An 18,891-nucleotide genomic window follows, 5' to 3' on the forward strand; every position below is an offset into this window, starting at 1 on the left:
GTAGCCGGGAGGCGCGTCATCCGTGGTGCTGGTCCGGCTGTGGACCGTCCGGCTTCTGGCCGGGGCGCGGGCGAAGTTCGATCCACACGGTGGCGGTGAAGTCGTTCTTTTCCGGCAGGTGGATGTGCGCCTGGTGGAAGGAACGGGCGTCGAGCCCCGGATAGGCGTGTCGCACGATGTCCTGGTAGAGGGCGTCCGACCAGGCCACGGCCAGGTCCGCGGTCCGGCTCGACTTCAGCGCACGGCGGAGCTCGGCGGAGTCCAGGATCCGGAACAGCGCGACGACGGCCTGGCCGACGAAGCCGCTCGGGCCCACTTGGATGAGCCCCTGGTGCAGGCTCGCGCGCATCCGGGTGGCTCCGATGTCCACTGGGCGCTCCTCGTCGCTGTTGGCCGTGTGGAGGGCGAAAACCAGCCCTTCCACCATGCGGGCCACCGTCGCGGGTTCGTCGATGCCGGGGGGCAGGATGATCAGGTAGCCGTCCCCCGCGACCTGCCGGCCGCACCGATGCCAGTCGACGGAGGCGTACGCGCAGGCGGCCCGCACCGCGCGCGACAGGTCGCGCTGGATGCGCGCCATGTGGGTGTTGTGGCGTCGGCTGTAGCCCTCCACGTCCACGGCCAGGAAAAGCCGCCGCATCCAGGGGGCTTGGTGGTCCTCGTCCCCTTCCTCTTCCTCTCCCTCTTTGGAAGCCGTCCGGTCCGCGGGGGCGCCCGGGATCGTCATGGGATGGGGCAGCCCGGACGCCGGGGGCGCTCCCCGCCAGGCGTCGGCGATGTCGATGAGGAAATCCGTCTCCTTGGCCGTCCGTGCCCGCGTGCCCATCGGGCGGCCCAGGATCGTACGGCGGACGGTCACCTCACAGGTGACGCGGCAGCGGATCCGCGTCAGTCCCGGGGGCAGCCGCAGGTACGCCTGGTTCCAGTGCCCGTCCGCCCGCAGCCCGTGCGACGGCGGCCGGAACACCCACCGCACGCGGTGGTCGCCGCGCCCGAAGACCGAGACGAGGGTGCCGTCGGGCTGCACTCCGCCCGGGGCGGGCGTCACGTCCAGGGCTCGTACCCGGCTGTCGCCGAAGTCGATGACCAGCTCCAGTTCTCCGTAGGAGCGGGCGCCGCCGAGAGGGGCCAGGTCGTAGGGGAGGCAGACGAGGACGTGCGCGGATCCGGTGGCGGCGTTCGGATGTTCCCCGTCCAGTCGGTAGACCAGCGGCTGGTAGAAGGAGACCGTGCTCTCCTGGTTGGCGGCGGCCGGGGGTTCGTCGCCGAGCAGGACGGATTCGGAGTACAGCCCGGCCGTGGCGATCACATCGTCGGGCCAGGGGAAGTGCTGTGGCACGGAGCTCGCCGGGGCGGGGTGGCCCTTCGGGAGCCGGGAGTCCTTTGGGCCGATGTCGGATGTCACGGTCATCTTCTTTCTTCCTGTCAAAGGGGCGGATGGGCCTTCCCGTCGAAGAGGCGGACGGGGAGCCCGCGCCCTTTCGGTCAGTGGGCGGGGGCCGGGGGGACGAGTCCCCTGCCGCCGAGGCCGAGCAGGATGTAGGGGGACCACCGGGCGGGGTCCCCGGGGCACGTGTCCGCGAGCTCCAGTTGCGCGCGGCGCAGGGCGGCGGCACGGGTCCTCCCCTCGCGCAGCCACCCCTCGAAGAAGCCCAGGACGACCGTCAACGCGTCCGTTTCCCGTACGGGGGCGAGCGTCATGAGGACGGCCGTGGGGCCGCGCACCAGGAAGGCCCGGCCGAGCCCGATCACGCCGTCCGCGGTCGACCGGCCGAGGCCGCTCTCGCAGGCGGCGAGGACGACCAGGTCGGCGCCGGTGCGCAGGCCGCCCAGTTCGGCCGCGCGCAGTCGTCCGTCGTGGGCGGCCGTCGCGGCCAGGGCCACGTAGGAGTCCATCGGGTCGGTCCCCGCCGAACCGTCATAGGTCGACGCGTGGCTGACGAAGCACAGGATGCCCGCCGCCGCGGCTTCCCGCGCCAGGTGCTCGGCGGTGGCGTTCCGGCCGTAGTGGGCCGTACTGCGCGCCGGACCGTAGGCGTCCACGAGCGCGGGGAACCACTCGGCCGCCACGTCCAGCGGCAGCAACCCGTCGGGAAGCGGCTCGGGGGCGACGAAGGCGAGCAGGCGTGCGGGAGCGGGCCGTTCCTCCCGCCGCGTGTCCCGGCGGTCGAGGAGTCCTTCGAGCAGCGAGAGCGCCGGCAGCACGGTCAAGGCGTGGCGGCGTACCAACGGGCGGCCCGCGTCGTCGGGGAGGGCGGCGAAGGGGACGTGGGCGAGCGGGCCGTGCGGCACCAGCGTGACGGCGTGGTCGGGGTCGTCGGGCAGCAGGTCGTCCACTTCGGCCGGCCACAGCAGTTGTCCCAGGTGTCGCAGGGCGTCCTCGGTGCCCCCGGGGTGGCCGACGCTGTCCGCTTGGCGGGTGAGTTGCGTGGCAGTGGCGGTGGGGCCGCCGACTCGTACGCGCCGCACGGCGGCGGCCAGTTCGGGGACGTCGAGCCGCTGGGCGTGCGCGACGGTGTCGCCGCCGGGGAGCGCGACCCACCGCACGAGCAGGTCGCCGCTGAGGTGGTAGACCACGGCGGGCTGTCCGCTACGGGACAGGAGCAGGCGCAGCCGTTCCTCGTTCGGTGGCGGCGGGGCGCCGAAGACCCAGGCGCGCCGCGCCCGCAGCGGCCGGGGCACCGCTCGTCCGATCAGGTCCGCGAACGCCCGGCCGCGGCCGGCCTCGGCGGCGAGGAGGGCGGCCCCGGGCTCGCCGAGTCGCGTCAGGGCCCGTACCAGTCGGCTGTGGAAGGGTTCCACGGCTTGGAGCTGGTCCACGCGTTCCTCGTCGTGGTCGAGCATGGTGCGCCAGTACTCGGCGTACTGGGTCTGTCCCAACGCGGCCTTGAGGGTGTCGGCCACCAGTTCCGGGCGGTAGGGGACCCGGCCCGGGTCGCGGCCCGCCTCCAGCAGCCTCGCCCGTATCTCCCCCGACCGCGCCAGGCGGTCCACCAGCGCCTCGTGATCGCCCAGGGCGGCGTCGCAGATGGTCTGGTGGTCGAGGAGGAACAGCAGGCTGGTCCACTCGCCGATCAGGGTTTCGCGCCATCGCGCGGACCCCGTGTCCCGCCAGGTCTCCTCGGCTTGCGCTGCGGCCCGCTCGTACGCGGCGGACGCGTGGCGCAGTAGCGGGCGCGCCTCGGCGTGGCGCCCGGCGACCACCAGCCGTTGGGCTACGTCACGCAGGGCGAAGCGGTCGTGCGGGGCGGCTTCCGGCTTCGGGCTTGTAGACACTGTCTGCGGTGGGCCATGGGGCAACTCCAGTCCTGTGGATGATGTCTGCGGGTTTCTGTGAGGCGGCTCCGCGCCTGTGGTAACCACCCACGGTGCCTCGTGGGCCTGATCCGAACTCGTAGACACTGTCTGCGAATCTCTGTGGGTTGGCTCCGACCCCGTAGACGCTGTCTGCTGCTCTCCGCGGGTCGGCCCCGCGCCTGCGGGCCCCGCCCCCGGCACCCCCTGGGCCGACTCCGACCCCGCAGACACTGTCTGCCGCCCTCCGTGGACCGGCCCCGCGCCTGCGGGCACCATCTCCGACACCCCGCGAGTCGGCTCCGCCCGCCGCAGCACGACGAGTTCGGGGGGCCGATCCGCGTCCGCTCCTGGTTCCCGCAGCAGTCCCACGGCCAGTTGCCACGGCTCGAAGAAGCGGAGCACGAGCCCGCCGTCGTACGACGCCGCGCGGTGCGGGGTGCGCACGGCCCAGGCAGCCGCGTCCCGTTCCGTCAGGTCGGCCCACCGTAGGGGCCCGGTCGGGCTCCACCACCGCTCCAGCAGGTCGCGGGAGGCGGGCAGGGGCAGGTCCGGCTCGGGCACGCCCGACGGCTCGATCTGCGGCACGCCCGACGGCGCGCCCAGCGGCTCGGTCGGCGGCGCATCCGGCGGCGTGGTCGCCTCGCGGACGGGATCGGGGGACGGGGGCGGGGTGGTGTTCTCCTCCGCCGCGAACCGGGCCCGATAGGTGACCGGTTCGCCGGTTACGGGGATCCGGCCGGTGAGCTCCACAACGCCGGTCAGTTCGGTGCCCCGCAGGACGAGCCGGGCCCGGCCGTGGTCCGCCTTGACCGGGAGGGCGAAGCCGGGCAGGGACGGCAGGTCGCGCCGGACGTTCCAGATCGGCGCGCCGATGTCCTCGTGCCGGGGTCCGTACTCCACGGTCAGGTGGTGTGTGGCCGCGTCCGGCACCTGCTCCGCCCGGATGTCCGCGCTGTCGGCGCAGTGCGCGATCCATTGGACGGCTGCCTCGACGAGCGGTGCGGTGCTGCACAGCGCCATGGCCGGGCTGGTGGTCTCGCGGCACAGCCGGGGCGGGTGACCGAAGGTGATGTCGAGCCCGTGGCCGGGGAGTTCGTTCCCCATTTCGTCCACGGGCACGACGGTGCCACGGAACGAGCGTCCCCACGGCTCCGCCCGCCGCCGCGTTCCGCCGCCTTCCGCGGAGTCTTCTGCGGGCGGAGCCGCGCGTGCCGGTGCCGACCGCCCCGGTACCGCGCGTGCCGGTGCCGTACGTGTCAGCGCGATGCGCGTCCGGACGGCCGCGGCCCACGTTCCGCCGCTGCCGGGGAGCAGGCACAGGGCGTCCAGCCGCGCCCGGTCGCCGTCGGCCAGGAGCCATCCGTCCAGTGAGGCGTGCGGAAAGCCGACCGCACCGATCCCGTACCGGACACCACCCGTACCGTCCGCCTCGTCCCCGTTCCCGCCCGTCCACGTACCGCGCCACGGTGGCGCGTCGGCGGAACCGATCCCCCCGACGGACAGCCCGCCCCCGGGTTCCCCCTCCAACCGCACCTGCCGCAGGCGCTCCCGCCAGCGCCGCCGTACGGACTCCGGTGCGGGCAGCAGGCGCGGCTCGCCGTCCTCCGGCCACCGCACGTGGACCGGCGCGGCCTCCACGGCGTCCGCCGCCCGCACGACGCGCCAGGAGCCGGCCGGCCCGGCCGGGCTCAGCACGGTTCTCCCTGCCAGGAGGCGATCCCCCGCAGGGTGGCGAGGGAGTGCACGGTGATCCGCCGCCGCGCGAAGGTGAGGGCCCCGTCGGCGGAGAGCTGGTGCAGGGCGTGGTGCACCCGCCGCTCCCGGGCGCCGATCAGCTGGCCCCACTCGGCCTGGGTGAGCGCGGGCCTGACGAGGAATCCGCCGGGCACCGGCTCGCCGTACCGTTCGCCCAGGTCGAGGATGGCGCTCGCCAGCCGGACGAGGACCGGGCCGTGCCGGAACTCGGTGAGGCGGCGGGCCGCCACGCGGCTGCGGTATGCCAGGGACCGGCTGATCGCGATACCCGCCGCCGGGTCACGCTGGACCCAGCGCAGCCATTCGTCCTGGCCGATGCGGCGGACCACCATCCGCTCGGCCGCCACGACGGTGGCCGTCCGCGGCGCGTCGTCGAAGGCCGCGATCTCCCCGACGACGTCACCGGCCGTCCGGATGTCGGTCAGTGCGGCCATGCCCGAACGATCGACGGTCAGAACCTTGGCGAATCCGTTCAACAGCAGGACGTACGCGCTCCGCGCCCCTTCCATGATCATGACTTCGTCGCGGTGGTGGGTCCGCAGCGTTCCGGCGCGCCGCAGAGCCGTGCAGGCGGCGCCCGCGACGTCCGGTTCCATCCTGGCCAGTTCGCCCAGCAGCGTCCCGTCGGCCCAGCGCCGGGCCGTCCCGTCGACGACGCGCAACCACCCCGCGGTGACTCCCCCACGTTCCAGCATGGCCATCCCCCTTGGCACGTGCCCGGCCCGTCACCCGGCCGCGCCGACCGGTCCCGGGCACGGCCAGCGTGCGCCCGCGCCGGGAGCCCGCAAAGGGCCCGGACGGCCGCCCGCCCCGGGCGAGCGGCCCCGGGAACGGCGCATGGCCCGTCGGCGCTGATAGGGGCGCCGGAGGAACGGCTCGGCGTACCGGCGTCTGCGCCCGGCGCCGCAGGCCCGCCCCTCCCGCACGTCCGCGATGTGCGGACCCGGCCTCCGCCCATCGGATGCCGCGCCGACGCCCGATCGACGTGGCTCCGCCCGCGCCGCCCCCCGACCGGCCCCGGGCGAACGGTGCGTTAGCGTCCGTCCATGATCGTTACACGTATGGCGGGTCCCTCGGACGCCGCCGAACTGGTCCGGCTGCGGCGCCTGATGTTCGCGGCGATGAACGGGCGCGACGAGCCGGGCGACTGGGAGAGGACGGCCGAGGAGACGGCCCGCCGCCAGCTCGGCGAACCGGACGCGCCGCTGGGTGCCTTCGTCATAGACGGGGACGGCGGCGGGGCGGACGGCGGGCACGTGCCGCACCTCGCCGCCTGCGCCGTCGGGCGGGTCGAGCAGCGGCTGGCGGCGCCCGGCCACCCGTCGGGGCGGTTCGGGTTCGTCTTCAGCGTGTGCACCGATCCGCGCTACCGGGGGCGGGGCTACGCCCGCGCCACCACCCGGGCGCTGCTGGACTGGTTCGCCGCGCGCGGTGTCAGCCGCGTCGACCTGCACGCCACCGCCGACGCCGAGCCCCTGTACCGGAGCCTGGGCTTCACGGAACACTCCGTCCCGCTCTCGTTGGATCTGCGCTCCCGCGACGACGCGCGCTGACGGACCGGAGGCGGGGTGGCGGTCGGGACCTGTGGGAGGGGCGCCGGGCGGTGGCGGCTCTCCAAGCGCCGAAGCGGACACCGAACCGCCGGACGGCGGGAGGGATCCGGGCGGCGGAAACGCTCCACCCGTCCTGAACGGTCTCGGGCTCCCGAAACGCCGCCCCCAGGGACCAAGGCGCGAGGGACCTGGGCGGCCGGAGCGCCCCACGGGCCCCGCGCGGTGACGGGCTCCGCGTTCGAAGCGCCGAAGCGGACGCGCAACCGCCGGGAACGGCCCGGAACGACGCCCCATGCGCGCCTCACCCCCAAGCCGTACGCCGATCCGCCCCCACAGGCACAGCAGCGCGACCGCTACCCCGCCACCCCCAGCCCCTCCAGCACCACGGCGCCCGGCAGTCCGGCCAGCGCCTTGCCGGGGACGATGAGCTTGCCGCGCCGGCTGCCGCTGCCGAGCAGGACGTACGGCAGGTCGGTGACCGCGGCGTCCACGAACAGCGGCCAGTCGGCGGGCAGTCCGATCGGGGTGATGCCGCCGTACTCCATGCCGGTGCCGCCGATCGCCGCGTCCATGGGGGCGAACGAGGCCTTGCGGGCGCCCAGTTGGCGGCGCACCACGCCGTTGACGTCCACCCGCGTGCTGGAGGGCACCACGCACGCCGCCAGGGTGACCTCGCCGCCGCGCTTGCCCGCCACCACCACGCAGTTCGCGGACTGGTCCAGCAGCCAGGCGCCGTACCGCTCGACCAGGAGAGCGGTGTCCGCGATCGCGGGGTCCGTGTCGACGTGGACGACCTGCTCGGCGGGAACGGTGCCGCGCCAGTCGCGCAGGGCGGCGGCGACCGGCTCGCAGAGCAGGTCGAGGCGGGTGAGGGCGGGCCGGGGGTCGTCGAAGGCGTCCATGGGAACAGGCATGCCCGGCACGCTAACAGGACGGTTGAGGGGCGGGTCCGGGCGTCTCAGTGGCCGAGCGGGATGCTCACGGCCATCGTCATCAGCACCGGCTCGTCACCGTCGTTGCGGTAGGCGTGCGCCACCTTGGCCTCGAAGGTGACCGACGACCCCGCGGGCACGCGGTGTTCCGTCCCGTCCACGACGAGCGTCAACTCGCCCTCCGCGACGTGGATCAGTTCGGTGGCCCCGGGCGGGTGCGGGTCGGAGGCACTTTCGTCGCCGGGCATCAGCCGCCAGTCCCACAGTTCGAAGGGGCCGGGGGCCTCCGCCCCCACGAGGAGGGTGGTGTGGCTGCCGGCCTCGGTGGACCACATGCGCACCGCCTCGCCGGGGCCGACCACCCGCACCTGTGGTCCCTGTTCGTAGTCGAGGAGGGTGGTGATGCTGACGCCGAGCGCGTCGGCGAGCTTGACGGTGGTGCCGACGCTGGGGTTCGTCCGGGCCTGCTCGATCTGGATGATCATTCCGCGGCTCACTCCGGCCCGGGCGGCCAGGGCGTCGAGCGTGTAACCCCGTTCCGCGCGCCAGCGCTTGAGGTTGCGGGCGAGCGACTGGGTGAGCTGGTCGAGATCCGTCACGCTCTCATCCGTCCAATATAGTGAATGCCTGGTCGATCTTATTGCACTACGGTGCGCTGTACTGCCGCGTTCAGCACACTGCACTTTACTGCGAGGTTTCCCCATGACTGCCGTTTTCGCCCTGGCCACCAGCCTGCTGTGGGGGTTCGCCGATTTCGGCGGCGGGCTGCTCACCCGGCGGATGCCCGCCCTGACGGTCGTGGTCCTCTCCCAGGCGCTCGCCACCCTGGTCCTGGGCGCCATCGTGCTGGCCACCGGTGGGTGGCGGGAGGCCGGGCCGCAGTTGTGGTGGGCGGTGGCGGCCGGCGTGGTCGGACCGGCCGCGATGCTCGCCTTCTACCGGGCGCTGGCCCTCGGTCCGATGGGCGTGGTCTCGCCGCTCAGTTCGCTGGGGACGGTGATCGTCCCGGTCGGGGTCGGCATCGTCCTGGGCGAGCGCCCGGGCCTGGTGCAGGCGCTGGGCATGGCGGTCGCGGTGGCGGGCGTGCTGCTGGCCGGCGGGCCGCAGTTCCGCGGCGCCTCGGTGGAACGGCGGACGATCGTGCTGACGCTCTTCTCGGCGTTCGGGTTCGGCGCGGTGATGACCCTGATCGCGGAGGCGTCCACGACCGTCACCGGGCTGTTCCTCGCCCTGTTCGTCCAGCGGCTGTGCAACGTCGCGGTCGGCGGGGCCGCGCTGTACGCGCAGGTGCGGCGCGGCGAGCCCGCGCTGCCCGAAGGCGGCCGGTCGACGGTCCGCGCCGCGCTGCCCGCGCTCGCCTTCGTCGGCCTCGCGGACGTCGCCGCCAACGGCACCTACGCGATCGCCGCGCGGACCGGCCCGGTCACCATGGCCGCGGTGCTCGCCTCCCTCTACCCCGTCATCACCGCCCTCGCGGCCCTCGGCTTCCTCAAGGAACGGCTGCGGGCCGTGCAGATGACGGGCGCCGGGCTCGCTCTGGTGGGGTCGGCGCTGCTCGCGTCCTGAGGGGGTTTCCGGGGGCGTTGTCAGGCGCTTTCGTGCTGCTGGGGGCGGGCCAGGCCGTGCGCGGGGGCGGGGCGCCGGTCTCTCCGCCGCCTCCGCCCGGTATCCGTTCGACTGTCCCCTCTACTCCGGGGACGCGGGCTGCGCCGGCACTCTACGACGCGCTCGCGGCTCCCCGGACGGCTCATCGGCGGGAGTCACGGGCAGCCGCCCGGCAGGCCCCCCGGGCCCCTGCCCCTCCGCCTCCCACTCGGCCAGCGCCAGCAGTTGCTGCGGCGTGATCCCCTCCGGGATCGGTACGGGTGCCGGGGTGCGCAGCGGCGGCTGCCACCCCGCTTCGGGGTCCCAGGTCCGGACGGTCCGGGCGGGCGCCCCGGCGACCACCGCGTGGTCGGGCACCTCGCCGCGGACCACCGAACCGGCCGCCACGACCACGTTCCGGCCCAGCCGCGCGCCCGGCAGGATGACCGCGTTGGTGCCGATCCAGCCGCCCGGGCCGATGGTGACGGGCTCGCTGCGCGGCCACTGCTTGCCGACCGGCACGTCCGGGTCGTCGTAACTGTGATTGGTCGTCGTCACGTATACACCGGGGCCGAAGAAGCAGTCGTCACCGATCGTGAGCCGGACGTCGGCGATCACGTGGCTGCCGCGTCCCAGCACCACCCCGTTGCCGAGGGTCAGGATCGGGTCGGGGCCGAGGTCGAGGTCGGGCATCATGCCGGCCGTCAGCGTCACGCCCTGCGCGACGATGCAGTGCTCGCCCACCTCGATCCACGGGTCGCCGAAGATCGTGCCCTGCGGGAAGGCCAGCCGGGTGCCGGCGCCCAGGCGACGGAAGCGGTACGGGCCGGGCCGCTCGGCCGTGACGGCTCCGGCGTCCCGTATCCAGCGCGCGCCGCGGTGGACGGCGCGCGACACGGCCCGGCGCCGCCAGGACCCCACGGACGAGAACACGTTCTGCTTGGGCACCCGCTCACCGTACTCAGCCCCCGCCCGTCCGGCGCCCGTCACCCGTTGTGATCTTCACCCCACGACGGCGCGCCGCCGACCCACGCCAAGAACGAATGTCCTAGTCGGCCCGCGGACGGCGCGGGCGCGACGGCCCCGCGTCCAAGGGGACCGGACGCCGCTCCCGGGTGCTCCGGGCGGGCGGCGCGGGCGGAAAAGCCCTCTGGACCACGGCCCGGCGGTACCTCGTACGGCGGTGACCGCGGCGCTTCGATGGGCACCCGGCGGCGGGGCGCACGGGTGGCCCCGTGGCCCAAGGGGCCTGCGGCGCCGCAGAGCGGGAATAGGCCAAGAGTGCCTGATGTAACTGATCCGCTGCTGAATCTGGTCCGACGGCGCAGGGAACCGGTGGTCACCCAGACGGTCCGGTCGACCGTGGCCGCCGTCATCTCGTACGTGGTCGCCCTGTGGCTGAGCAGTGAGCCGGCGCCGCTGACCGCCCCGCTGACCGCGCTCCTGGTCGTGCAGGTGACGCTGTACGCGACCCTCACCACGAGCATGCGCCGGGTGAACGCCGTGGTGGTGGGCGTGGTCATCGCCATCGGCTTCAGCGCCCTGGTCGGACTGACCTGGTGGAGCCTGGGGCTGATCATCCTGGCCGCGCTGGTCATCGGCCGGTTCGTGAAGGCCGGGGAGTTCGTCCAGGAGGTGGCGATCAGCGCCATGCTGGTGCTGGGCGTGACACGGGTGGGCCCCACGGCCTGGGACCGGGTGCTGGAGACGCTGATCGGCGCGGTCGTCGGGATGCTCTTCAACATCTTCTTCGCCCCGCCGGTCTGGGTGCAGCCCGCCAGCGCGGCCATCGAGGACCTGGCGGGCCGGATGCGCCGGCTGCTGCTGCACCTCGGGGACTCCGTCACCGGTCACACCCCGGTCGCCGAGGCGGCGGCCCGGCTCCATGAGGCGCGCCGGCTGGACCACGACATCGTCCAGGTGGACGCGTCCCTCCGGCAGGCGGAGGACAGCCTGCGGCTCAACCCGCGGGTGCGCGAGGGGCTGCTCTACCGCGTCGTGCTGCGCACCGGCCTGGACACCCTGGAGATCTCGGCGGTGGTGCTGCGCACCGCGTGCCGCACGCTGACCGACCTCTCCAAGGCGCGGACCCGCGAACCGCTGTTCCCCGACGACGTCGCCAAGGCCCTGCGGGAACTGTTCCGGCACATGGCACGCGCCGTGGAGAGCTTCGCGGTGCTGATCACCACGCAGGTCAGCGCCAACGCCGAGGAGGCGGAGGAACGTCTCGTCAAGGAGCTGGCCGCCAGTCGGCAAAGCCGCGAGATCGTCGCCCACATGCTCCTGGCCGGAGTGCAGACCCACCCCCGCCAGTGGCAGCTGCACGGCGCGCTGCTGGCGGAGGTGGACCGCATTCTGGACGAGCTGGATGTGGAGAAACGTTTCCAACGGCTGGTGGAGGAGCTGGACCGGCAGTCCCGCGAGCAGCGCGAGAAGTACCCGTACCTGGAGAAACTGCGGAAGCTGCCGCGGCTGCTCCGGTCCCGCGGACGGGGCTCGGGGCGGTGAGGCGGGGGCGGGCCCGTCCCGCGGACGGGCCTCGGCACGGTGCGGCGGGCGAGAGGTCCGCGTCCCGCGGGCGGGACGGCCGGGACGGCCGACGGCGGGAGGCGCAGGGCCGCGGCCGGGACGGCCCGCGGCAGGAGGCACAGGGTGACGGCGGCCGGCGTCGCGTCCGGCGGGGCCGGTCACGCTCTCCGAACCCCGCCCCGCCCCGACGGCTGCCGCCCGCCCCGCCCCGATCAGCTCTCGTGCGCCGCGCGGTGGCTCTTCGCCAGCTCCAGGTACATGGCCGCGTTGGCCTTGATGCCCTCCCGCTCCTCCGCCGTCAGCTCCCGCTTGACCTTGGCGGGCACCCCGGCCACCAGGGAGCCCGGCGGCACCTCCATCCCCTGCGGGACCAGCGCCTGCGCGGCCACCAGCGAGCCCGCGCCGATCCGCGCCCCGTTCAGGACGGTGGCGCCCATGCCGATCAGCACGTCGTCCTCGACGGTGCAGCCGTGCAGCACGGCGTTGTGGCCGACCGACACCCGCTCCCCGACGCGGACGGAGAACCCTGGATCGACGTGCACGGTGCAGTTGTCCTGAATGTTGCTGTCGGCGCCGAGAACGATCGAACCGCAGTCGGCCCTGAGCACGGCGTGGTACCAAATGCTCGAACCGGCCGCCATCGTGACGTCACCGACCACGACGGACGTGGGCGCGGTGAACGCGTCCGGCGAGACGTCCGGCTCGGACCCGCCCACGCCGCTGATCAGTGCTTCCTGTGCCATAGCCGTTCTCCTCGTTCACATAGGAATCGCGCCCGCCCGCAGGCTAAGCCACGGCTTCGGGAGACCGGCGGGCGGGAGGGGCGCGGGCGGAGGTGTCTCAGGACTCAGGGCGCGAGGTGTTCGGCAGCGCCGCGGGCACCGGGCCCAGCATCTTCTCGCTGATCCAGTGCAGCGAATCGGCCATCTTCAGGATGTACGTATGACCGCTGTGCCGGCCGTTCGGGATCTCGAACAGCGTGGTGTGGAGAGGACCGCCCGTGTGATCCCGCATGAACTTCTTCACGATCGGCACCGCCTCCTCGGTGGAACCCAACTCGAAGGCCATGTAGATGTCCGGCGCTCCCTTGGACCGGAGCCGCCGGGCCAGCCAGCCCGGGTCATTGGCCTGCTTCTCCCGGGGGTGGCCCTTCCACATCGGAGAGTCCGGCGCGACGTCCGGCCCGTTGGCGATGACGGCCTTGAATTTGTTCGGGTATTTCAGGACGGTTTTCATCGCGGCGAAGCCACCGGACGACGATCCCATGAATGCCCAGCCGTCGCGGCTTTCGTAGGTACGAAAATTGGCCCGGGCGAAGTCCGGCACATCCTCGGCGAGCCAGGTGCCCATTTTCGGCTGCCCCGGGATGTCACTGCCGTCGAAGTACTTCTTCTTCGGATTGAGAACCGGCATGACGAGGATGAACGGCAGCGTCTTACCTTCCTGCGACCATTCCGCCACCTTTTCCTGGAGCTGGAAATCGCCGCCGATCCAGTAATTGTTCGGATATCCGTACGCGCCGGGCAGCGCGATCAGCACCGGGAACCCGCTCTTGGCATACCGGGGGTCGTTGTACTGCGGCGGCACCCAGGCCCATATGTCGCCGGTGAACCCCGACTTCTTGCCGTGCCAGCGCGTCTTGACGATCTTCGTGCCGTCGTCGCCGGTCGTCCGTGCCGTCGTGAAGGTCGAGCGCGGCCCGGTGGGCTGCACCACCTTGGGCCCACCGCTGCTCGCATCGCGCACGTGCGGGCGCAGGCGGGGCACGTTGGAAGCGTCGACCCGGTCGACTCGATCCACGTTGTCCCCCCGGCCGCAACCGGCGAGCAGCCCCGTGGCGAGCAAGCTCACCGCCGCCACGGTCGCGGTACTGGCACGCAGGCATTTCATGGGGACGAACTCCTCGGCAGATCGTGTCCGGCAGCGGACGGCACACGCTGCCGACGTCGCGTCCGGCAGGGACCATCGGGGTCACCGGACGCGGGATTTCTGGATAAAACAGTCGGGTCGGAGCACCCCTCCGCCCCGAGGATCGGGAACTCCGGGACGGGGACGCTTTCACGGCCGCCGCGCCCGCCCCGGATCCGCGGCCTCGTCAGTCGGCGTTCGCGCCGACCGGCGGCGCCACCGACGCCGCCTCCTCGGCCTCGCGCTTGGCGGCGGCCTTCTTCGCGCGCCGCTTGACCACGAGGAACGAACCGATGCCGAACAGCACCGCGGCCACCAGCCCCAGGTAGGAGAACCTCTTGAGCCAGGACTCCGCGACCACGCCGAGGGTGTAGATCAGCGCGGTGGTCCCACCGGCCCACACGATGCCGCCCAGCACGTTCGCGATGAGGAATTTCCAGTACGGCATCTTGAGCACACCGGCGAGCGGTCCGGCGAAAATGCGCAGCAGTGCGACGAAGCGGCCGAAGAACACCGCCCACATGCCCCACTTGTCGAACTTCTCCTTGGCCATCGCGACGTGGTCGGGGCCGAAGTGCTTGGGGAACTTGCGACCGGCCCAGCGCAGCAGCGGTTCCCCGCCCTTGCGGCCGATCAGATAACCGATGGAGTCACCGACGATCGCGCCCACCGAGGCGCACGCGCCCAGCACGTACGGATTGATGTGGTCCTGGGTCGCGGCCAGGATCGCCGAACTGACGAGGACGATCTCGCCGGGCAGCGGTATGCCCAGGCTCTCCAGCCCGATGACGATGCCCACCAGAAGGTAGACGCTCACCGCCGGGATGTTCTCCAGCCATTCCTGGATGTGCAAGGTCGCTTCCTCCGCCTGATCCGAGGCCCCGTGGGCCGGTACCGGCATTCCCTCGACGCCGGTGGAGGGAAATCCCCCGTGTCTCCGCGCGCGGTACGCCACGCCCGGGGAAGCCTACTTGATCGACACCCCGTCACCACGTCCGGACAGCCCTCTCATCGGGCATCGGGCCAATCGGAATTTCCGCTGGTCACAGCGGAACCAATTCACCATTTCCGGCGTCCGCCCGGGCGCCGTCATACCGGCCGCACAGGACGCGAAGGCCCGCCGTGCGCGGTGCGCAAGGCGGGCCGGAAAGGAGGGGAAGCGACCGGATCAGGCGGGCCTGGCGACCCTCCCGGCAGGCGTCGCTGTGACGCCGGGGCCTAGGAGTGGGGCCGGAGCGTCCACACGATGGTCATCTCGCCGGTGACCGCGCCGTCCTCGCGGGTGAGGGCGACGCGCACCGGGAACTCCGGGCGCTCCCCCGCGTCGAGTTCCGCCACCACGTCGGCGGCCGGGCGGCCGAGTTCCGCGGTGGCGGTGACCGGGCCCATCGCCAGCTTCTTGTAGCCGATCTCGGCCCGTACGGCCAAGGGGACCGCCCGCGAGAGCTGGTCGCCGAACGCCGCGAGGACGATGGCGCCGCTCGCCGACTCGGCCAGGGTGAACATGGCGCCGGCGTGCGGCCCGCCGACGTGGTTGTGGTAGTCGGCCTGGTCGGGGAGGCGGACCACGGCCCGCTCGGGACTGGTCTCGGAGAATTCGAGGTTCAGGGTGCGGGCCATCGGCACGGTGGCCGTCATCATCTCGCCGATCGACGGCATGGTCTCGGAGGACATGGCGCAACGTTACCTACGAGTAGCTTGCGGTGGAAGCCCCTCCCGGGCCCGGTCCGCCGTCCCCGGCGCCGTTATCGTTGAGCCCCATGTGTCCAGGTCAGCAACCGCCGCGCGGCGAGCCTCACCCCCCACGACGCCACGCGGTCCTCCGGGCCACCCGCCCGCGCCACCACCCCGCCCGGCTCCTTCCCCCGGCGCCATGCGACTGAGCGCCCGCCCGGCCTGGGCCGGACGCAACTACCTGCTGCTCACGGCCGCGACCATGGTCGCCGGTCTCGGCAACGCCGGGGCGCTGATCGCCACGGCGTTCGCCGTCCTGGGCGCCGGGGGTTCCGCCACCGACGTCGGACTGGTCGCCGCCGCCCGCACCGTGCCGCTGGTCGTCTTCCTCCTCATCGGCGGCGCGGTCGCCGACCGGCTGCCCCGGCACCGCGTCATGGTCGCCGCCAACACCCTGAACTGCGTCTCGCAGGGCGCCTTCGCGGTGCTCGTCCTGACAGGCGAGCCCCGGCTGTGGCAGATGGCGGTGCTGGCGGCGCTCGGCGGGACGGGCCAGGCGTTCTTCGCCCCGGCGTCCGAGGGCATGGTGCTCGCCAGCGTCTCCGGTGAGCACTCCGGGCGCGCCTTCGCGTTCTTCCGCATGGCCATGAACGGGTCGAACATCGGCGGCGCGGCGCTCGGCGGCGCCCTGGTCGCCGCCCTGGGTCCCGGCTGGGTGCTGGCCGTGGACGCCGCGTCCTTCGCCGTCGCGGCGGTGCTGCGGGCCTTCCTCGACGTCCGCCACATCCCCGCCCGGGCCCCGGGCAAGGGCGTGCTGCACGACCTGCGCGACGGCTGGCGCGAGGTGGTCTCCCGGCCGTGGCTGTGGTCGGTGGTCCTGCAGTTCTCGCTGGTCAACGCGGTCATCGCGGCGGCCGAAGCGGTGTACGGGCCGCTGGTGGCCGAGGAGCACTACGGCGGGGCCGGGCCCTGGGGACTGGCGCTGGCCGCCTTCGGCGCGGGCACGGTCGGCGGTGCGCTGGTGATGACCCGCTGCAAGCCCCGCCGCATCCTGCTCGCCGGCGCGCTGTGCGTCTTCCCGCTGGCCCTGCCGTCCGCCGCGCTGGCGGTGCCGGTGCCGGCCGCCACCCTCATACCGGTCATGTTCCTCACCGGAGTGTCGGTCGAGGTCTTCGCGGTGACGTGGATGATGGCGCTGCACCAGGAGATCCCCGAGGAGAAGTTCTCCCGGGTCTCCTCGTACGACTGGCTGGGCTCGGTCGCCGTCGTGCCGCTGGCCACCGCGCTCGCCGGTCCCGTCCAGAACCTGGTCGGCCGCCCGGCCGCCCTGTGGGGCTGCGCCGCGCTCATCGTCGTGCTGACGGCCGGTGTGCTGTGCGTGCGGGACGTCCGGCGCCTCACCCGCCGCCCGCCGGAACCCGCCCCGGCCGCCGCCGAGGACACCACAGTGGTGGTCCCGGACGACGCCGAGGTGGTCGGCGCCGTGGCCGGGGCCGAGCGGGCGGGCTGACGCGGACAGATGCGAAAGAATGAAGAAACGAAGCGGAATCGCTTCCAAAAGGGCGCGTGAAAAGAAGACGCCGGACCCCTTGCTCCGCCCGTACCAGTCGCGTCAGCCGATGCTGAAGGAACCTTCCGGCGGCCGGGGTGAGGGGACCGCCTGAGCATCGCGCACCGGAGCCGCGTCCGCGATCAGCCGCCGCAGCGCCGCGCCGTGCTCGACCCGCGCCGGGAAGGCGTCGGCCGCGGCGCGCCGGGCGAGCCGGCCGACCGGCGGTACCGCCCGCGAGGCGACCAGGACGACGTTCCCGAAGCGGCGTCCGCGCAGCACGGACGGTTCGGCGATCAGGCACATGTGCGGGAAGACCTCCGCGAAGGTGGCCAGTTGCCCCCGCAGGAAGGTGAAGGGCGCGCTGTCGGCGAGGTTGGCGATGTAGATCCCGCGCGGGCGCAGGGCGCGGGCGGCGGCCCGCGCGTACTCCAGGGACGTGAGGTGCGCCGGCACCCGCGAGCCCCCGAATACGTCCGCGACCAGGATGTCCGCCCCCGCCTCCGGCGCCGCTTCCAGGGCCTCGCGGGCGTCCCGCGCGTGGACGGCGATGTCGGCGCCCTCGGGGAGCGGCAGGTGCGAGCGGACCAGCTCCAGCAGGGCGCCGTCCGCGTCGACGACCGTCTGACGGGACCCCGGGCGGGTGGCGGCGAGGTAGCGCGGCAGCGTCAGCGCGCCGCCACCCAGGTGCAGCACGTCCAAGGGGAGCCCCGGTTCGGCGGCCTCGTCCAGGACGTGCCCGATCCGGCGCGCGTACTCGAACTCCAGGTGGGTGGGGGCGTCGAGGTCGACGTAGGACTGCGGGGCACCGTCCACGGTCAGCAGCCAGGCCCGCGGGCGGTCCACGTCGGGCAGCAGTTTCGCGACGCCGTACTCGACGGTGCGGGTGACCGGTATCGGTTCGGGGGCTCGTTCCACCGCCCTATTGTGCCCGCCGCCACAGCACGGGCCGGCCGGTCCGGCGAAGCCCGCGGCCCAGGCACGCTCTCAAACGCACGGCCCGGCCACGCTGTCAGAGCTCGCGGCCTGGCCATTCCCTTCCCTGCGAAGTCTGAGGCCCGGCCACGCGTCACAGCTCGCGGCGCGCCCACTCCGGCGGAGCTCGCGGACGGCCCCGGGCCCGGGTCTGTCCCCATCCTCCCTCCGGAAGCCCCGCGACGGGCGACGTGCCTCGCACAGGCCGGCTCCCCAGGTCCACCCGGGATCACTGCGACCACACCCGCCCCACCGCCCGCGCGTGCGCGGTGGCCTGGCGGTAGCTGGCCCGGGCGGCGGCGGCGCGCCTGCGGGGGTCCAGGGCGTTGCGGCCGAACGCGGCGCGGGCCGCGCGGTCGGGCGTCAGGACGCACACGCGGGCGCCGCTCCGGACCAGTTCGGCGGCCTGGGCGCGCGGGGTGGGCAGCGGGCCGCCGCTCGTCGCCAGCGGGGCCAGGACGACGACCCGGCCGTAGCCGGCGGCGAGGTCGGCGTTGGTGCTGGAGTGCACCCCGCCGTCGATCCACCGTCTCCCGGCGGCGCGCACCGGCGGCCAGACGCCGGGCACCGCGCAGCTCGCCGCCACCGCGTCGACGAGTCCGATCCCGCTGCCGTCGTCGAAGGCCGTCCGCTCCCCCGTCTCCGCGTCCACCGCCGTGATCACCAGCCGCCGGGCCGGCCAGTCGTGCGAGCCGAGCCGCCGGGCGATGGCCTCGCGCGGGCCGGTTCCCGGGACCGTGCGGGCCGACCGCGCGAGCCGCCCCATGCGGACGCCGAACTCGGCCGCGTCCCGCGAGCGCAGCGCGATGAACGCGAACCGCGCCATCGCCACCGTGCCCATCCGCGCCGCGGCCTCCTCCACCGGGGCCGCGAGCTGCCGTTCGTACAGCTCCAGCGGCGTGCACTCCCCGGAGGTGAGCTGGGCGCCGACGAGGGCGCCGGCCGAGGTCCCGACCACCACGTCGGCGGTTGCGAGGTCGACGCCGGCCCGCGCGAGACCGGCCAGCACCCCGATCTCCCACCCGATGCCTGTGAATCCGCCGCCGCCCAGTACGAGTGCCGTGTCCGCCATCGTCTTCCGCCCCTTCTCGCCCGCCGCGGACCGTTCCGCGGAACGCTTTCGGCCCGACGGCCC

At 73.7% G+C, this 18,891-nt stretch carries 16 protein-coding genes; 4 read left to right on the forward strand and 12 right to left on the reverse strand.

The features are described from left to right. Nucleotides 1-16: 16 nt before the first annotated feature. The 3 genes from ABZX96_RS15205 to ABZX96_RS15215 form a co-directional block, all read right to left on the reverse strand. Complete coding sequence (locus ABZX96_RS15205; protein ID WP_355543711.1) at nucleotides 17-1,411, reverse strand: hypothetical protein; 1,395 nt, start codon at nucleotides 1,409-1,411, stop codon at nucleotides 17-19. A 74-nt stretch (nucleotides 1,412-1,485) separates the two neighbouring features. Next, entirely contained in the window at nucleotides 1,486-4,992 is a 3,507-nt protein-coding gene (locus ABZX96_RS15210) for a CHAT domain-containing protein (protein WP_355543714.1), read from the reverse strand. After that, nucleotides 4,986-5,747, reverse strand: a complete 762-nt coding sequence (locus tag ABZX96_RS15215; RefSeq protein WP_355543717.1) for a Crp/Fnr family transcriptional regulator — start codon at nucleotides 5,745-5,747, stop codon at nucleotides 4,986-4,988. The genes ABZX96_RS15210 and ABZX96_RS15215 overlap by 7 nt, the downstream gene beginning before the upstream one ends. A gap of 351 nt (nucleotides 5,748-6,098) precedes the next feature. Between ABZX96_RS15215 and ABZX96_RS15220 the strand changes: the two genes are divergently transcribed. Next, complete coding sequence (locus tag ABZX96_RS15220; RefSeq protein WP_355543720.1) at nucleotides 6,099-6,605, forward strand: GNAT family N-acetyltransferase; 507 nt, start codon at nucleotides 6,099-6,101, stop codon at nucleotides 6,603-6,605. 353 nt (nucleotides 6,606-6,958) lie between these two features. Here ABZX96_RS15220 and ABZX96_RS15225 read toward each other — a convergent pair whose 3' ends face one another. Together ABZX96_RS15225 and ABZX96_RS15230 are read right to left on the reverse strand one after the other, a co-directional pair. Continuing rightward, on the reverse strand, nucleotides 6,959-7,519 hold the full coding sequence (locus ABZX96_RS15225) for a YbaK/EbsC family protein (protein ID WP_355543723.1): 561 nt from the start codon (nucleotides 7,517-7,519) through the stop codon (nucleotides 6,959-6,961). A gap of 44 nt (nucleotides 7,520-7,563) precedes the next feature. Then, nucleotides 7,564-8,136, reverse strand: coding sequence for an XRE family transcriptional regulator (locus ABZX96_RS15230; RefSeq protein ID WP_355543726.1), 573 nt, complete (start codon nucleotides 8,134-8,136; stop codon nucleotides 7,564-7,566). A 103-nt stretch (nucleotides 8,137-8,239) separates the two neighbouring features. On the opposite strand from ABZX96_RS15230, the gene ABZX96_RS15235 reads away from it, so the two are divergent. Further along, nucleotides 8,240-9,103 carry a DMT family transporter gene (locus ABZX96_RS15235; RefSeq protein WP_355543729.1) on the forward strand — a complete coding sequence of 288 codons (864 nt, stop codon included), beginning with the start codon at nucleotides 8,240-8,242 and terminating at the stop codon, nucleotides 9,101-9,103. 120 nt (nucleotides 9,104-9,223) lie between these two features. Here the strand turns inward: ABZX96_RS15235 and ABZX96_RS15240 are convergent, their stop codons facing one another. Beyond that, nucleotides 9,224-10,069, reverse strand: a complete 846-nt coding sequence (locus ABZX96_RS15240) for a DapH/DapD/GlmU-related protein (protein ID WP_355543732.1) — start codon at nucleotides 10,067-10,069, stop codon at nucleotides 9,224-9,226. A 333-nt stretch (nucleotides 10,070-10,402) separates the two neighbouring features. Between ABZX96_RS15240 and ABZX96_RS15245 the strand changes: the two genes are divergently transcribed. Beyond that, nucleotides 10,403-11,629 carry an aromatic acid exporter family protein gene (locus ABZX96_RS15245; protein ID WP_355543735.1) on the forward strand — a complete coding sequence of 409 codons (1,227 nt, stop codon included), beginning with the start codon at nucleotides 10,403-10,405 and terminating at the stop codon, nucleotides 11,627-11,629. Between the two features lie 233 nt (nucleotides 11,630-11,862). On the opposite strand, the gene ABZX96_RS15250 is transcribed toward ABZX96_RS15245, so the two are convergent. From ABZX96_RS15250 to ABZX96_RS15265, 4 genes are all read right to left on the reverse strand, one after another. Then, nucleotides 11,863-12,393: a gamma carbonic anhydrase family protein gene (locus ABZX96_RS15250; protein ID WP_355543738.1), complete on the reverse strand. Its 531-nt coding sequence runs from the start codon at nucleotides 12,391-12,393 to the stop codon at nucleotides 11,863-11,865. Nucleotides 12,394-12,490: 97 nt separating this feature from the next. After that, on the reverse strand, nucleotides 12,491-13,540 hold the full coding sequence (locus ABZX96_RS15255; RefSeq protein ID WP_355543741.1) for an alpha/beta hydrolase-fold protein: 1,050 nt from the start codon (nucleotides 13,538-13,540) through the stop codon (nucleotides 12,491-12,493). A 205-nt stretch (nucleotides 13,541-13,745) separates the two neighbouring features. Beyond that, complete coding sequence (locus ABZX96_RS15260; protein ID WP_355543744.1) at nucleotides 13,746-14,411, reverse strand: DedA family protein; 666 nt, start codon at nucleotides 14,409-14,411, stop codon at nucleotides 13,746-13,748. Nucleotides 14,412-14,776: 365 nt separating this feature from the next. After that, nucleotides 14,777-15,232 carry a DUF4442 domain-containing protein gene (locus tag ABZX96_RS15265; RefSeq protein WP_355543747.1) on the reverse strand — a complete coding sequence of 152 codons (456 nt, stop codon included), beginning with the start codon at nucleotides 15,230-15,232 and terminating at the stop codon, nucleotides 14,777-14,779. Between the two features lie 199 nt (nucleotides 15,233-15,431). Here ABZX96_RS15265 and ABZX96_RS15270 point away from each other — a divergent pair, with 199 nt between their 5' ends. Continuing rightward, nucleotides 15,432-16,742, forward strand: coding sequence for an MFS transporter (locus ABZX96_RS15270; RefSeq protein WP_355543750.1), 1,311 nt, complete (start codon nucleotides 15,432-15,434; stop codon nucleotides 16,740-16,742). Between the two features lie 102 nt (nucleotides 16,743-16,844). Here the strand turns inward: ABZX96_RS15270 and ABZX96_RS15275 are convergent, their stop codons facing one another. Both ABZX96_RS15275 and ABZX96_RS15280 read right to left on the reverse strand, forming a co-directional pair. Further along, nucleotides 16,845-17,699, reverse strand: a complete 855-nt coding sequence (locus ABZX96_RS15275) for a fused MFS/spermidine synthase (RefSeq protein ID WP_355543753.1) — start codon at nucleotides 17,697-17,699, stop codon at nucleotides 16,845-16,847. A 286-nt stretch (nucleotides 17,700-17,985) separates the two neighbouring features. Next, the gene (locus tag ABZX96_RS15280; RefSeq protein WP_355543756.1) at nucleotides 17,986-18,828 is read right to left on the reverse strand and encodes a patatin-like phospholipase family protein; all 843 of its coding nucleotides are present in this window, start codon (nucleotides 18,826-18,828) and stop codon (nucleotides 17,986-17,988) included. Nucleotides 18,829-18,891 lie beyond the last annotated feature (63 nt).

Source organism: Streptomyces sp. NPDC003077, assembly GCF_040611095.1.
Lineage (GTDB): Bacteria > Actinomycetota > Actinomycetes > Streptomycetales > Streptomycetaceae > Streptomyces.

Excerpts from the sequence above, each read along its gene's own strand:
- ABZX96_RS15205 (WP_355543711.1), bottom strand. The coding sequence starts at position 1,411 with ATGACCGTGACATCCGACATCGGCCCAAAGGACTCCCGGCTCCCGAAG.
- ABZX96_RS15215 (WP_355543717.1), bottom strand. The coding sequence starts at position 5,747 with ATGCTGGAACGTGGGGGAGTCACCGCGGGGTGGTTGCGCGTCGTCGAC.
- ABZX96_RS15220 (WP_355543720.1), top strand. The coding sequence starts at position 6,099 with ATGATCGTTACACGTATGGCGGGTCCCTCGGACGCCGCCGAACTGGTC.
- ABZX96_RS15225 (WP_355543723.1), bottom strand. The coding sequence starts at position 7,519 with ATGCCTGTTCCCATGGACGCCTTCGACGACCCCCGGCCCGCCCTCACC.
- ABZX96_RS15235 (WP_355543729.1), top strand. The coding sequence starts at position 8,240 with ATGACTGCCGTTTTCGCCCTGGCCACCAGCCTGCTGTGGGGGTTCGCC.
- ABZX96_RS15250 (WP_355543738.1), bottom strand. The coding sequence starts at position 12,393 with ATGGCACAGGAAGCACTGATCAGCGGCGTGGGCGGGTCCGAGCCGGAC.
- ABZX96_RS15255 (WP_355543741.1), bottom strand. The coding sequence starts at position 13,540 with ATGAAATGCCTGCGTGCCAGTACCGCGACCGTGGCGGCGGTGAGCTTG.
- ABZX96_RS15265 (WP_355543747.1), bottom strand. The coding sequence starts at position 15,232 with ATGTCCTCCGAGACCATGCCGTCGATCGGCGAGATGATGACGGCCACC.
- ABZX96_RS15270 (WP_355543750.1), top strand. The coding sequence starts at position 15,432 with ATGCGACTGAGCGCCCGCCCGGCCTGGGCCGGACGCAACTACCTGCTG.
- ABZX96_RS15280 (WP_355543756.1), bottom strand. The coding sequence starts at position 18,828 with ATGGCGGACACGGCACTCGTACTGGGCGGCGGCGGATTCACAGGCATC.